This is a genomic window from Pseudomonas sp. Sample_10, from assembly GCF_004321495.1.
Taxonomy (GTDB): Bacteria; Pseudomonadota; Gammaproteobacteria; order Pseudomonadales; family Pseudomonadaceae; genus Aquipseudomonas.
Genome location: NZ_RCOE01000189.1, coordinates 1 through 13,531 on the forward strand (window position 1 = coordinate 1; position 13,531 = coordinate 13,531).

The 13,531-nt window shown below is 60.1% G+C and carries 12 protein-coding genes; 4 read left to right on the forward strand and 8 right to left on the reverse strand.

Features of this window, described 5'->3' with window-relative positions; genetic code table 11:
- Nucleotides 1-152: 152 nt before the first annotated feature.
- The 5 genes from D8U18_RS18695 to dadA all read right to left on the reverse strand — a co-directional run bounded on the left by D8U18_RS18695 (nucleotide 153) and on the right by dadA (nucleotide 6,215).
- The gene (locus D8U18_RS18695; protein WP_131108153.1) at nucleotides 153-2,075 is read right to left on the reverse strand and encodes an acetyl-CoA hydrolase/transferase C-terminal domain-containing protein; all 1,923 of its coding nucleotides are present in this window, start codon (nucleotides 2,073-2,075) and stop codon (nucleotides 153-155) included.
- A gap of 376 nt (nucleotides 2,076-2,451) precedes the next feature.
- Nucleotides 2,452-2,865 (reverse strand): c-type cytochrome, encoded by a 414-nt coding sequence (locus tag D8U18_RS18700; protein ID WP_056854146.1) that lies wholly within the window; start codon nucleotides 2,863-2,865, stop codon nucleotides 2,452-2,454.
- Nucleotides 2,866-3,047: 182 nt separating this feature from the next.
- Entirely contained in the window at nucleotides 3,048-3,596 is a 549-nt protein-coding gene (locus D8U18_RS18705; RefSeq protein WP_056854147.1) for a cupin domain-containing protein, read from the reverse strand.
- Nucleotides 3,597-3,712: 116 nt separating this feature from the next.
- Nucleotides 3,713-4,786: an alanine racemase gene (gene alr / locus D8U18_RS18710; RefSeq protein WP_130932112.1), complete on the reverse strand. Its 1,074-nt coding sequence runs from the start codon at nucleotides 4,784-4,786 to the stop codon at nucleotides 3,713-3,715.
- A gap of 124 nt (nucleotides 4,787-4,910) precedes the next feature.
- On the reverse strand, nucleotides 4,911-6,215 hold the full coding sequence (gene dadA, locus D8U18_RS18715; RefSeq protein ID WP_056854149.1) for a D-amino acid dehydrogenase: 1,305 nt from the start codon (nucleotides 6,213-6,215) through the stop codon (nucleotides 4,911-4,913).
- Nucleotides 6,216-6,372: 157 nt separating this feature from the next.
- Between dadA and D8U18_RS18720 the strand changes: the two genes are divergently transcribed.
- Nucleotides 6,373-6,861 carry an Lrp/AsnC ligand binding domain-containing protein gene (locus tag D8U18_RS18720; RefSeq protein ID WP_007975155.1) on the forward strand — a complete coding sequence of 163 codons (489 nt, stop codon included), beginning with the start codon at nucleotides 6,373-6,375 and terminating at the stop codon, nucleotides 6,859-6,861.
- A gap of 14 nt (nucleotides 6,862-6,875) precedes the next feature.
- Here the strand turns inward: D8U18_RS18720 and D8U18_RS18725 are convergent, their stop codons facing one another.
- On the reverse strand, nucleotides 6,876-7,229 hold the full coding sequence (locus tag D8U18_RS18725) for a YkgJ family cysteine cluster protein (protein WP_056854150.1): 354 nt from the start codon (nucleotides 7,227-7,229) through the stop codon (nucleotides 6,876-6,878).
- A 146-nt stretch (nucleotides 7,230-7,375) separates the two neighbouring features.
- On the opposite strand from D8U18_RS18725, the gene D8U18_RS18730 reads away from it, so the two are divergent.
- Nucleotides 7,376-8,668 (forward strand): FAD-binding oxidoreductase, encoded by a 1,293-nt coding sequence (locus D8U18_RS18730; RefSeq protein ID WP_131108154.1) that lies wholly within the window; start codon nucleotides 7,376-7,378, stop codon nucleotides 8,666-8,668.
- 135 nt (nucleotides 8,669-8,803) lie between these two features.
- Here the strand turns inward: D8U18_RS18730 and D8U18_RS18735 are convergent, their stop codons facing one another.
- Nucleotides 8,804-9,049: a DUF1127 domain-containing protein gene (locus D8U18_RS18735; RefSeq protein ID WP_056854152.1), complete on the reverse strand. Its 246-nt coding sequence runs from the start codon at nucleotides 9,047-9,049 to the stop codon at nucleotides 8,804-8,806.
- 179 nt (nucleotides 9,050-9,228) lie between these two features.
- Between D8U18_RS18735 and D8U18_RS18740 the strand changes: the two genes are divergently transcribed.
- Together D8U18_RS18740 and D8U18_RS18745 are read left to right on the forward strand one after the other, a co-directional pair.
- Complete coding sequence (locus D8U18_RS18740; protein WP_056854153.1) at nucleotides 9,229-10,659, forward strand: PLP-dependent aminotransferase family protein; 1,431 nt, start codon at nucleotides 9,229-9,231, stop codon at nucleotides 10,657-10,659.
- A 60-nt stretch (nucleotides 10,660-10,719) separates the two neighbouring features.
- On the forward strand, nucleotides 10,720-12,288 hold the full coding sequence (locus D8U18_RS18745; protein WP_056854154.1) for a phospholipase D family protein: 1,569 nt from the start codon (nucleotides 10,720-10,722) through the stop codon (nucleotides 12,286-12,288).
- Here the strand turns inward: D8U18_RS18745 and D8U18_RS18750 are convergent.
- Nucleotides 12,285-13,430: an MFS transporter gene (locus tag D8U18_RS18750; RefSeq protein ID WP_056854155.1), complete on the reverse strand. Its 1,146-nt coding sequence runs from the start codon at nucleotides 13,428-13,430 to the stop codon at nucleotides 12,285-12,287. The two genes, D8U18_RS18745 and D8U18_RS18750, sit on opposite strands and share 4 nt — an antisense overlap.
- Nucleotides 13,431-13,531: the final 101 nt, after the last annotated feature.

Consider the following 13,531-nt stretch of genomic DNA (forward strand, 5'->3'; position numbering starts at 1 on the left):
AAGATGGCGTTGTGACCTTCATCGAATAACCACACCGCAAATCACTGTGGGAGCTGGCTTGCCAGCGATGGCGGCCAGACAGCCAACGAAGATGTTGAATGTCAGGGCCTCATCGCTGGCAAGCCAGCTCCCACAGTTGTGTTGGGTGGCAGCTATTGCGCGGTAGCCTTCAGGCCGGTTAGCAGGAGGCGTTGATAAAGGTCTTCTTTCAACCCTTCCGGCTGGCTCAGCTGCATCCGCTCCAGGTGTCCGGGAAATGTCGAAGCCTCGGGTGCATCCAGCGCAGCCTTACCCAACTCCAGAATCTCGCTCAGCTTGAACTTGCTCTTCAACCAGTTCGGCGCCCGCAACACGTCCCGCTCCACCTCGGTGAAATCACAGCCCAACGGATACTCGGGAAACAGCGGCGCATGCCGCGCGGCGATCGCCTGCAAACGTTCAGGGCGGTTGTCGGTAAAGCGCGGATCGAGGTGGAAATCCTTCGGTAGCTTGCCAACCTTTTGCGCCTGTTCGATCAGCCCGGGCTGAAAGCGTGAGTCACTGATATTGAGCAAGGCTTCGATCACTGCTGCATCGGTTTTGCCGCGAAGATCGGCAATGCCGTATTCGGTGACCACAATATCGCGCAGATGCCGCGGAATGGTGCAATGGCCGTACTCCCAAACAATGTTCGAACTGACCTCGCCCCCCGACTCGCGCCAGCTGCGCAGCAGCAACACCGAGCGCGCGCCTTGCAGTGCATGACCCTGCACCACAAAGTTGTACTGCCCGCCTACGCCGCTGAGCACGCGCCCGTCTTCGAGCTGATCCGCCACGGCAGCCCCCAGCAGGGTCACGGTAAACGCCGTGTTGATGAACCGCGCATCGAGGCGCTGCAAACGCTTGAGCTCTTCCTGACCGTATAGCTCGTTGATGTAGCTGATGCGGGTCATGTTGAATTCGAGCCGCTTGTTTTGCGGCAACTCACGCAAGCGCTCATAGAAACTGCGCGGCCCGAGAAAGAAACCGCCGTGGACCGAGATGCCATCGGTTTGCGCCGCTTCGTCGAGGGTGCCGGCATTCGCCTGCTGCTGGGTCGGCACATCGGGGTACACCTTGCGCCGCACGATGCCCGCATCGGCCAGCACCAGCAGGCCGTTGACGAACATTTCGCTGCAACCGTAAAGGCCTCTGGCGAATGGCTCGATGCCGCCTTCGCGCTCGATCAGTTGCGCCCACTGGCTGAGATTTACATCCGCCAACACTGCCTTGTAACCGTCGTTGTCGGCTTGGCGCGCCAGCAACGCCGCCGTCAGCGCGTCGCCCATGGAACCGATGCCGATCTGCAAAGTACCGCCATCGCGCACCAGTGTGCTGGCATGCAGGCCGATCAGATGATCCTGCAAACCCACCGGCATGTTCGGTGTGGAGAACAGGGTTGTGTTGTCTTTCTCGTCAATCAAAAGGTCAAACGTATCGATCCCGACTTCGGCATCACCGGGCATGTAGGGCAAATCGTTATGCACCTGGCCGACCATCAGAATGGTCTCGCCGGCAGCCCGGCGCCTGGCGATCATCGGCAACAGGTCGAGGGTGATGTCCGGGTTGCAGCTCAGACTCAAGCGATCGGGATGATCAGCGTGGCTGGCAACCAGTTGCGCCACCAGGTTCAACCCGGCGGCGTTGATGTCCCGGGCCGCGTGGCTGTAATTGCTGCTGACGTAATCCTGCTGCGCCGCTGCGCTGTTGAGCAGGCTGCCAGGTTGCATGAAGAACTGCTGGATGCGGATATTGACCGGCAAGCTGTCGCGGCGCAGATCGGCTAGAAACTCCAGTTCCGGATAATCGCCGAAGACATTTTCGATGAAGGGCTCGAGAAAGCGCTTTTGCAAGCCGTCGCCCAATGGCGGGCGACCAAGGCACAACGCGGTGTAGATCGTCAGCTGCCGCTGCGGCAACTGCGCCACGCGCCGATACAGCGCGTTGACGAAATGGTTGGGCTTGCCCAGGCCCAGGGGCAGGCCCATGTGAATATGCGCTGGCAACCGCGCCAGTACGTCGTCGACTGCTTGCTCGATAGAACACAGCTGCACCATCCGATCCTCCCTTACATTCCATGACGTGGGGTTGGACCGAGCTTGCCGGGTCTTTGCTGCAATGAACAGTCTTTAAAGTGGGAGCCAGCCTGCTGGCGATAGCGGAGTGTCAGGCAGCAAGGATGTTGTTTGTGCCGACGTCATCGCGGGCAAGCCGCGCTCCCACAGGTTTTGATGCTCGCCGCAGTTTTTGTGCACGGCGCAAACCACCTGCTCGCGATGGTCGTCAACGATAACGCGGGGTGTCTGATGCCCCGTTGCGTCTGTTGGTTTTTTCGCGAGCAGGCTCGCTCCTACAGGGAGGGCGCGGTTTATTTGCAATCGCAGGCACAAAAAAGCCGCTCGCAAGCGGCTTTTTGGCGTCAGAGTCGGGCTGTTACAGACCGGACATCTCTTTGATCGCGCCTTTGAGTTCGTCATCGGTGCAATCGGCGCAAGTGCCTTTAGGCGGCATCGCGTTGATACCGGTAATGGCTTTGGCCAGGATGCCGTCGAGGCCGCCCTGGTGATCGGCACGCTCTTTCCAGGCAGCCTTGTCGCCGATTTTCGGCGCACCCAGCAGGCCGGTACCGTGGCAAGCGTTGCAGTGCTTGGCAATCACATCTTTAGGCGCTTTAGCACCACCACCGCCGCCGGCAGTAGCGGCTACTTCCATGCCCTTGCACTCTTTACCTTGAACACACACCTGGCCGACTGGCTCGAGGCGTTTGGCAATTTCGTCGTTCGTCGCAGCTTGAGCGCTGACAGCCCAGAGGGCCAATACGGTTGCTGGTACGGCCAGCATTTTCATAATTAGATTCACGCGTTCACCCTCAATGGTGGCTAGTCACGCCTACGGCCACGGTTCGCAGGCGGGCGCAAGTATAGCGGTAAGCCCGCGACACTGAAACAACCCCAAAGTCGAAGGGGTCTTGTTGTGCAACGGTAAAACGGCTCGGGTGCCTCGGCCATGCTGGCAGGGCGCCTCTTTTCTTAAAAGTTTGCCGGTGTAGCTGCGCTGATTAGTCGCGCCGGCGCGTCGAACGGATTTCGGAAACGGTGCGGCTTGGTACTTTCAAAGTAGTAGCTATCGCCCGCTTCGAGCACAAAAGTTTCAAGCCCGACGACAAGTTCCAGTCGACCTTCCACCAGAATTCCGGTTTCCTCGCCCTCATGGGTGAGCATCTCCTCACCGGTGTCGGCGCCTGGCGGGTAGATTTCATTGAGGAACGCGATAGCCCGGCTCGGGTGTGCCCGGCCGACCAGTTTCATGGTCACGGCGCCATCGGAAATATCGATCAGCTCGTTGGCCTTGTAGACGATCTGAGTCGGTATTTCCTGCAGGATTTCTTCGGAAAAGAACTCGACCATGGACATGGGAATCCCGCCCAACACTTTCCTCAGCGAGCTGATCGAGGGGCTGACGCTGTTTTTCTCGATCATCGAAATGGTGCTGTTGGTGACGCCCGCACGCTTGGCGAGCTCACGCTGGGAAAGACCTTTGAGCTTACGGATCGATTGCAGTCGTTCGCCGACGTCCAATGCAGGAGCCTCCAGGGATTCAGTTTGTTGGAATATTGAGCGTTATCATGGCGACAGCGTTCAGTATTTACAACACTTTGACCTGAATCCTGTTCGGCGAAGCGACTTCCGGCGCTTCAGTCCCCGGAATAGAGCATCGGCACCCGACGCAGGTTGCAGAAGATCTGATAAGGAATCGTGCCGGCGGCAATGGCCACGTCGCTGGCCAGGATGTTTTTGCCCCACAACTCGACGGTCGAGCCCAGTCCCGCTTGCGGGATATCGGTCAGGTCGACACACAACATGTCCATCGACACCCGACCGATCAACTGGCTGCGCTGCCCAGCCACCAGCACCGGTGTGCCGGTTGGCGCCAAGCGCGGGTAACCATCGGCATACCCCATGGCCACCACGCCGACGCGCATGGGTTTTGGAGTAATGAATTTCGCCCCGTAACCTATCGGCTCGCCAGCCGGCAGTTCACGCACGCAGATCACTTTCGACTCCAGCGTCATCACCGGTTGCAGGCGCGAGGCCACGGTGTTGGCCTCCTCAAAAGGCGTGGCGCCGTAGAGCATGATGCCCGGGCGAACCCAGTCACTGGGAATCTGCGGCCAGCCCAGCACAGCCGGCGAGTTACGCAGGCTGATTTCAGCGGACAAGCCCTGGCGCGCCGCTTCGAATACCGCCGCCTGCTCGACACTGGCCTGGCTGTTCAATTCATCGGCACGGGCGAAGTGGCTCATCAGCACGATTTTCGCGACATTGCCGCTGGCCAGCAGCCGTTGATAGCCTGCTTGATAATCCTTCGGATGCAGGCCCACCCGGTGCATGCCCGAATCGAGTTTGAGCCAGACGATGATCGGCTTGTTCAGCGCAGCCTTTTCGATCGCCTCGAGCTGCCACAGCGAATGCACCACGCACCAGAAATCATGCTCGACGATCAGCGACAGCTCATCGGCTTCGAAAAAACCTTCCAGCAACAACACCGGCACGCGAATACCCGCAGCGCGCAGTTCCAGGGCCTCTTCGATACAGGCGACGGCAAAACCGTCCGCCTCGCCTTCCAGGGCCTGGGCGCAACGCACCGCGCCATGGCCGTAGGCATCGGCCTTGATCACCGCAAGGGCTTTGGCGCCGGTGATTTCACGGGCGATCTGGTAGTTGTGACGCAGGGCTTGGAGGTCGATCAGGGCACGGGCAGGGCGCATGGCGGCAGACTTCTGGTCGGTCGTTTCGAAGAACCGGCACTGGCGGACGGCGTGAACCGTTACCAGCGCCGGGGGAGGAATCTCTGGCTTGAAGCGCAGCGGCTATAACCGCGAGCTCATCGTGTCATTGGTGAGCTGGCGCCGGACTGACATGTTTTGCAGTCTCTTGGGTTTTGTTGCCATAACGGGAAATATCCAGGCCTTCGGCGCTGATCTGTGGCTTTTTCTTGGCCATCAGGTCCGCCAGCAAGCGACCCGAACCGCACGCCATGGTCCAGCCGAGAGTGCCGTGACCGGTGTTCAGGAACAGGTTCTTGAACGGGGTGGCGCCAACGATCGGGGTACCGTCCGGCGTGGTCGGACGCAGGCCGGTCCAGAAACTGGCCTCGGCCAGATTGCCGCCCTGAGGATAAAGGTCATTGACGATCATCTCCAGGGTTTCGCGCCGACGAGGGTTCAGTGACAGATCAAAACCGGCGATCTCCGCCATGCCGCCGACGCGGATGCGGTTGTCGAAACGGGTGATCGCGACCTTGTAGGTTTCATCGAGAATGGTCGACGTCGGCGCCATCGCCGGGTTGGTGATCGGCACGGTCAGCGAGTAGCCCTTGAGCGGGTACACCGGCGCTTTGATCCCCAGCGGCTTGAGCAATTGCGGCGAGTAGCTGCCGAGTGCCAGCACGTAGCGGTCGGCGGTTTCCAGCTTGCCGTCGATCCACACGCCGTTGATGCGGTCACCGGCGAAGTCGAGGCGCTGGATGTCCTGGCCAAAACGGAATTGCACACCGAGGTTCGCCGCCATTTCGGCAAGCTTGGTGGTGAACATCTGGCAGTCGCCAGTCTGGTCATTCGGCAGGCGCAGGGCACCGGCGAGAATGTCGGTGACACTGGCCAATGCCGGCTCAACGCGGGCAATGCCTTCGCGGTCGAGCAATTCGAACGGCACGCCGGACTCTTTCAACACGGCGATGTCTTTCGCCGCGCCGTCCAGTTGGGCCTGGGTGCGGAACAGTTGGGTGGTACCCAGGCTGCGGCCTTCGTAGGCAATGCCGGTCTCGGCACGCAGTTCGTCGAGGCAATCACGGCTGTACTCGGACAGGCGGACCATGCGCTCCTTGTTCACCGCGTAACGGCTGGCGGTGCAGTTGCGCAGCATCTGCGCCATCCACAGGTATTGATCGATGTCGGCGGTGGCCTTGATCGCCAGCGGGGCGTGGCGCTGCAGCAGCCACTTGATGGCTTTGAGCGGCACGCCCGGCGCGGCCCACGGCGAGGCATAACCCGGCGACACTTGGCCGGCGTTGGCGAAACTGGTCTCCATGGCAGCGGCTGGCTGCCGGTCGACCACCACCACTTCAAACCCGGCACGCGCCAGATAGTAAGCACTGGTGGTACCGATGACGCCGCTACCCAAGACCATGACGCGCATTTTTATTTCCCTCATCGCGGCAAACCGCTGACGTTTGTTGTTCAGAGCTTCAGATGTGCGCAGTGTAAAAAAGATTTGCCAGTGCTTTTCACTATATAAGCGCCTATATTTGGCGACAATTCTCGGCAAAAACCCTTTTCACGGAGGCGCATCCCCTATGCGTACCAATACTCAGACCAAACGGGAGCTGGACAAGATCGACCGCAATATCCTGCGGATTCTCCAAGCGGACGGGCGTATCTCTTTTACCGAACTGGGGGAAAAGGTCGGGCTCTCCACCACGCCCTGTACCGAGCGGGTCCGGCGCCTGGAGCGCGAAGGGATCATCATGGGCTACAACGCGCGGCTCAATCCGCAGCATTTGAAGGGTAGCCTGCTGGTGTTCGTCGAGATCAGCCTCGACTATAAATCCGGCGATACTTTCGAAGAGTTTCGACGTGCAGTGTTGAAGCTGCCGCACGTGCTGGAGTGTCATCTGGTGTCAGGGGATTTCGACTACCTGGTGAAAGCGCGGATTTCCGAGATGGCCTCGTACCGCAAACTGCTGGGCGACATCCTGCTCAAGCTGCCGCATGTGCGCGAATCCAAGAGCTACATCGTGATGGAAGAGGTGAAAGAGAGCCTGACCTTGCCAATTCCGGATTAAAAGGCTGCGATCTGTTAAACCAACACCTGCCGATTCGAGGCCATGTACTCAAAGACCTGTTTCTCGACCCTCGGGTGAATCAGTTCGACCGGCCCGCGCCCGTTGGGACATGGCAAGGTCTTGGTGGTGCCGAACAACCGGCAGATCAGCGGTCGCTCGTCATACACCGTGCAACCGTGCGGGCCGAGATGAACGCAATTGAGTTCATCCATGGCGGCTTCCTGCTCGGCCCGAGTCTTGCGCGGCAGGCGTGACATTTCTTCCGGCGAGGTGGTCACCGGCCCACAGCAGTCATGGCAACCGGGCACGCACTCGAACGAGGGGATCTGCTGGCGCAGTGTGCGGATTTTCTGGCTGTTGCAACTCATTGAAGCATCGACCGAAGGTGGAATAGATGCGGATTCTGACGCAAAAGCCTTGATCCAGACAGCGCCGGCCGACCAATGTTGCCCCTCTGGGTAGGTCCGCTTATGCTCCGGCAAATTTTCTGAACATAGAAACCAGGATGACGCGCATGAACGCCCGTGCCCAGCACACTGCCTCCTATTACGCCGCCAGCAGCCTGCCGCAACCGGATTATCCGGCGCTCGCCGGTGAAGTGCTGGCCGATGTGTGCGTGGTCGGCGGTGGGTTCTCGGGGTTGAACACGGCGCTGGAGTTGGCCGAGCGCGGTCTCAGCGTGGTACTGCTCGAAGCCCGCAAGATTGGCTGGGGAGCCAGCGGACGCAACGGTGGCCAGTTGATTCGTGGGATCGGCCACGGCCTCGACCAGTTCACCAATGTGATTGGCGTCGACGGCGTACGGCAGATGAAACTGATGGGCCTGGAAGCCGTGGAAATCGTCCGACAGCGAATCGAGCGATTCCAGATTCCCTGCGACCTGATCTGGGGCTACTGCGACCTGGCTAACAAACCCCGCGATCTCGAGGGCTTCGCCGAAGATGCCGCAGAGTTGCGCAGCCTCGGTTACCGCTATGAAACCCGGCTGCTGCAACCTGATGAAATGCACACCGTGGTAGGTTCCGACCGCTACGTGGGCGGCTTGATCGACATGGGCTCCGGCCATTTGCATCCGCTTAACCTGGCGCTGGGCGAAGCAGCCGCTGCACAGCAACTGGGCGTGCAACTTTTCGAGCAATCCGCCGTTACCCGCATCGACTACGGTCCCGAGGTCAAGGTCCATACCGCCCAAGGCTCAGTCCGCGCCAAAACCCTGGTACTCGGCTGCAATGCCTATCTCAACGGCCTCAATCCGCAACTCAGCGGCAAAGTGCTGCCCGCCGGCAGCTACATCATCGCCACCGAGCCCCTGAGCGAAGAGCTGGCCCACGCCCTGCTGCCACAGAACATGGCGGTCTGTGATCAACGGGTGGCCCTGGATTACTACCGACTCTCCGCGGACCGTCGCTTGCTGTTTGGTGGCGCCTGCCATTATTCCGGGCGCGACCCGAAAGACATTGCGGCCTATATGCGACCAAAGATGCTGGAGGTGTTTCCACGCCTGAGCGATGTGAGGATCGACTATCAATGGGGCGGCATGATCGGCATCGGCGCCAATCGACTGCCGCAAATCGGCCGACTCATGGACCAACCAAACGTGTATTACGCCCAGGCTTACTCCGGTCATGGTGTGAACGCCACGCACCTGGCAGGGAAGCTGCTGGCCGAGGCTATCAGTGGTCAGCACAGCGGTGGGTTTGATCTGTTTGCCAAAGTGCCGCACATCACCTTCCCGGGCGGCAAGCATTTGCGTTCGCCGTTGCTGGCATTGGGGATGTTGTGGCATCGGCTTAAAGAGTTGGCCTGAGACATTTATGGCGTTGGTGCCGACGCCATCGCGGGCAAGCCTTGCTCCTACAGGTCATGCGTCACTCTTGAGATCAACACTAACTGTAGGAGCAAGGCTTGCCCGCGATGAGGCCCGAAAAAACACCACAAAAACTCAGATCCGCCAGAACGGCTTGAGCCCCTCCTCCCGCGCCTGCTCCCGCGTCAGCCCGACATCCTTGAGCTGATCAGGCGTCAGGGCCAGCAACGCCTTGCGCGTGTGCAGGCGCTGCCAGAACAGATCCCAGCGGCTCAGGCCGGACGGCGCGTTGCGCTTGAGCGCATGGCGCGAATTGTCCTGTTGCCCTGCCTCCAGTTCCTGACTGTGTAACGTCAGCCGCACATCGCTCAAACCGTTCATTTTGAATGCTCCTGTTTACTTGGGTAGCCAGAGATTCCATGATGCGCGGGCGACGAAAAGCGTTACAGATTCAAAGCAACTGTATTAACTCCATACAGATTTACTGAATTCACCTCTGAATCGAAGATTTTTGCTTGATCTGTACTGGTTAACCGACTCAATCACCTCGAGGCTGCGCCATGACCCTCTACGTCAATCTCGCCGAATTGCTCGGTACGCGGATCGAACAGGGCTTCTATCGCCCCGGCGATCGACTGCCGTCGGTGCGGGCGTTAAGCGTTGAACACGGGGTCAGCTTGAGTACCGTGCAACAGGCGTATCGGGTACTGGAGGACAGCGGGCTGGCCATGCCGAGGCCCAAGTCGGGGTACTTTGTGCCAGCCAGTCGCCAATTGCCGGAGCTGCCGGCGGTGGGTCGCCCGGCCCAGCGCCCGGTGGACATCTCACAATGGGATCAGGTGCTGGAGCTGATCCGCGCGGTACCGCGCAAGGATGTCGTACAGCTTGGGCGAGGCATGCCGGACATCACTTCGCCCACCATGAAGCCGCTACTGCGCGACCTGGCGCGGATCAGCCGGCGACAGGACATGCCCGGCCTGTATTACGACAACATCCACGGCAACCTCGAACTGCGCGAGCAAATCGCCCGCCTGATGCTCGACTCCGGCTGTCAGTTGGGGCCGGGCGATCTGGTCGTAACCACCGGTTGCCATGAAGCGCTGTCCACCAGCATCCGCGCCATCTGCGAGCCGGGAGACATCGTGGCCGTGGACTCGCCGAGCTTTCACGGCGCCATGCAAACCCTCAAGGGCCTGGGCATGAAAGCCCTGGAAATCCCCACCGACCCACTCACGGGAATAAGCCTGGACGCACTGGAGCTGGCGCTGGAGCAATGGCCGATCAAGGCCATCCAGTTGACGCCGAACTGCAACAATCCACTGGGCTACATCATGCCGGAGTCGCGCAAACGTTCGTTGCTGATGCTCGCACAGCGTTTCGATGTGGCGATCATCGAGGACGATGTGTATGGCGAACTGGCTTATACCTATCCGCGCCCGCGCACGATCAAATCCTTCGACGAGGATGGCCGCGTCCTGCTGTGCAGCTCCTTTTCCAAGACCCTGGCGCCCGGGCTGCGCATTGGCTGGGTCGCGCCGGGGCGGTATCTGGAGCGGGTGTTGCACATGAAATACATCAGCACCGGCTCCACCGCGCCGCAACCGCAGATTGCCATTGCCGAATTCCTCAAGGGCGGACACTTCGAACCGCATTTGCGGCGGATGCGCACGCAATATCAGCGTAATCGCGACATGATGATCGATTGGGTGAGCCGTTACTTTCCCGCCGGCACCCGCGCCAGCCGCCCTCAAGGCAGTTTCATGCTGTGGGTAGAACTACCGGAAGGCTTCGATACACTGAAACTGAATCGTGCCTTGTACGATCAGGGCGTACAGATTGCGGTCGGCAGCATTTTTTCCGCATCCGGCAAGTACCGCAATTGTCTGCGCATGAACTACGCTGCCAAACCAACGGCACAGATTGAAGAAGCCGTGCGCAAGGTCGGCGCCGCCGCCATCAAGCTGCTGGCCGACGACGGATTGCCCGACTGACCTTTTTGCGGATATCAGCGTCCATATGCCAACATCTGCCGCCAACCGGAACGAGCCCACGTGAGAGTCAGACAGCCCCTGCTTGCTCTTGCGTTGCTCGCGTCGCTCCTCGGCGGTTGCGCCAGTTTCGATGTGCAGCGCGAACCGAGCCAGGCGTTGCCGGCGAGTGCCTCGGCGTTTGGCCGTTCGGTCCAGGCCCAGGCGGCTTCCCATGAAGGACAGTCGGGATTTCGCCTGTTGTCCGACAGTACCGAGGCCTTTACCGCCCGCGCCGAATTGATTCGCAACGCTCAAAGCAGCCTCGACCTGCAGTACTACATCGTCCATGACGGCATCAGTACGCGAATGCTGGTGGAGGAATTGCTCAAGGCCGCCGATCGCGGCGTGCGCGTACGCATTCTGCTCGACGACACCACCAGCGACGGCCTGGACCGCACCATCGCCACGCTGGCGGCACATCCGCAGATCCAGATTCGCGTGTTCAATCCGTTGCATTTGGGCCGCAGCACTGGCGTCACACGCACCATGGGCCGGTTGTTCAACCTCTCGCAGCAGCATCGGCGCATGCACAACAAGTTGTGGCTGGCCGATACCAGCATGGCCATCGTCGGCGGCCGCAATCTGGGGGACGAGTATTTCGACGCCGAACCCAATTTGAATTTCACCGACATCGACATCCTGGGCGTCGGCCCGGTGGCTGAGCAGTTGGGGCACAGTTTCGACCAGTACTGGAACAGCGCCCTGAGCAAACCGATCGATGCGTTCGTATCGAGCAAGCCGACTGCCCAGGACCTGGCCAACACCCGCACACGGCTGGAAGAATCTCTGGAGGAGTCGCGCAAGCAGAATCACGCGCTCTATCAGCAGCTGATGAAGTTCGCCACCGAACCGCGTCTGGATATCTGGCGCAAAGAGCTGATCTGGGCCTGGAACCAGGCGCTGTGGGATGCGCCGAGCAAGGTACTGGCCAAAGGTGAGCCCGATCCGCAATTGCTGCTGACCACTCAATTGGCACCGGAACTCAATGGCGTCAGCAAAGAGCTGGTCATGGTTTCGGCATACTTTGTACCTGGCGAACCAGGGCTGGTGTATCTCACGGGCCGCGCCGATGCCGGGGTGTCGGTGCGATTGCTTACCAACGCGCTGGAGGCCACGGACGTGCCAGCGGTGCATGGCGGCTATGCGCCGTATCGCAAGGCACTCTTGGAGCATGGCGTGCAGCTTTTCGAGCTGCGTCGTCAGCCCGGCGATGAAAGCGGTAGCGGCCCTCGCCTGTTTTCCCGCAGGTCTTATGGTGAGTCCGACTCAAGCCTGCACAGCAAAGCGATCGTTTTCGATCAAAAGAAATCCTTCATCGGCTCATTCAACTTCGACCCGCGTTCGGTGTTGTGGAACACCGAAGTCGGCGTATTGGTGGACAGCCCAGAACTGGCGGCCCGCGTCCGCGAACTGGCCTTACAGGGCATGGCGCCACCTCTGAGTTATCAGGTAAAACTGGAAAAAGACCAGGTGGTATGGGTGACCGAAGACGACGGCAAAATGCACACCTTGACCAAGGAACCGGGCAGTTGGTGGCGACACTTCAACGCGTGGTTCAGTAATACGGTTGGCCTGGAGCGGTTGCTCTAGGCCGGCTCGGCCACCGCGCCAAACGCCCCTTGGCGTGACACCAGAATCACCAGGCCAAAGGCCCCGGCCGCCATCAACAATGGCAACGCATGCCCGCTGATCCACTGACTCCCGGCACCGGCGATCAATGGCCCAAGCAGGCAGCCAATGCCCCACAACTGCGCGATATGCGCGTTGGCGCGGACCAGTGCATCGTCGCGATAACGCTCGCCGATCAGGATCAACGACAAGGTAAACAAGCCACCGGCACTGGCGCCGAACAGCACCCACAACGGCCAGATCAGCAGCGTGTCGATCAGCATCGGAATCGCCAGGCTCGAGACCAGCAAAATGACCGCGCAACCGGTGAACAAAGAACGCCGCGACACGCGATCCGCCAGTGCGCCAATCGGCAATTGCAGCAAGGCATCACCGACCACTACCGTGCTGACCATGGCCAAGGCGATTTCCGTGGTGAAACCCTGGCGCAGGCAATACACCGGCAACAGCGTCAGGATCATCGCTTCGAAAGCGGCGAACAGCGACACCGCCCAGGCAATGGCCGGCAAGCCACGGCAAAAGGTCAGCAAATCGCCAAGGGTCACACTGCACGCTTCACTGCTGGGCGCACCGCTGCGTCCCAACAACAGCAATGGGGCCGCCACCAGCAAACCGACGCCGACCCAGAAGCCATAATCGTGCTCGGTGCCCAGCACACCCAACAAAATCGGCCCGGCCAGTTGGCTCAGCGCATAACTGCTGCCGTACAGCGCCACCAATCGACCGCGCCACTGCTCGACCACCAGTTGATTGATCCAGCTTTCACCGAGGATGAATACAAGGGTCAGGATCACGCCAATCATCAAGCGCAACACCAGCCAGATCGGGTAGCTCGGCAATAGCGCCAGCAAACCGATGGACACGGCGCCAGCCCACAGGCACAGACGCATCAGATTGGCCGTGCCCAGACGCGCCGCCAGATGGCTGGAAATCTTCGCGCCCAACAGCACGCCAATGGCCGGCATCGCGGCCATCACGCCAATGGCAAACGAGCCATAACCCCAGCCTTCCAGGCGAAATGACACCAGCGGCATGCTGACCCCCAGGGCCAGGCCAACACTCAAGACAGACGCCAACACGGCAAAATACGTCGCCCAACGCATGTTCCACGCTCCTGTGGATATTGTTATGTGCCGCACAAAACATTGTGGGAGCGAGCTTGCTCGCGATGACGGTAGAACATTCAACATTTTCGTCGACTGTC

Bases quoted from the DNA above. Each gene is read 5' to 3' on its own strand.
- D8U18_RS18695 (WP_131108153.1), bottom strand. From the start codon at position 2,075: ATGGTGCAGCTGTGTTCTATCGAGCAAGCAGTCGACGACGTACTGGCG.
- D8U18_RS18700 (WP_056854146.1), bottom strand. From the start codon at position 2,865: ATGAAAATGCTGGCCGTACCAGCAACCGTATTGGCCCTCTGGGCTGTC.
- alr (WP_130932112.1), bottom strand. From the start codon at position 4,786: ATGCGCCCTGCCCGTGCCCTGATCGACCTCCAAGCCCTGCGTCACAAC.
- dadA (WP_056854149.1), bottom strand. From the start codon at position 6,215: ATGCGCGTCATGGTCTTGGGTAGCGGCGTCATCGGTACCACCAGTGCT.
- D8U18_RS18720 (WP_007975155.1), top strand. From the start codon at position 6,373: ATGCGTACCAATACTCAGACCAAACGGGAGCTGGACAAGATCGACCGC.
- D8U18_RS18725 (WP_056854150.1), bottom strand. From the start codon at position 7,229: ATGAGTTGCAACAGCCAGAAAATCCGCACACTGCGCCAGCAGATCCCC.
- D8U18_RS18730 (WP_131108154.1), top strand. From the start codon at position 7,376: ATGAACGCCCGTGCCCAGCACACTGCCTCCTATTACGCCGCCAGCAGC.
- D8U18_RS18735 (WP_056854152.1), bottom strand. From the start codon at position 9,049: ATGAACGGTTTGAGCGATGTGCGGCTGACGTTACACAGTCAGGAACTG.
- D8U18_RS18740 (WP_056854153.1), top strand. From the start codon at position 9,229: ATGACCCTCTACGTCAATCTCGCCGAATTGCTCGGTACGCGGATCGAA.
- D8U18_RS18750 (WP_056854155.1), bottom strand. From the start codon at position 13,430: ATGCGTTGGGCGACGTATTTTGCCGTGTTGGCGTCTGTCTTGAGTGTT.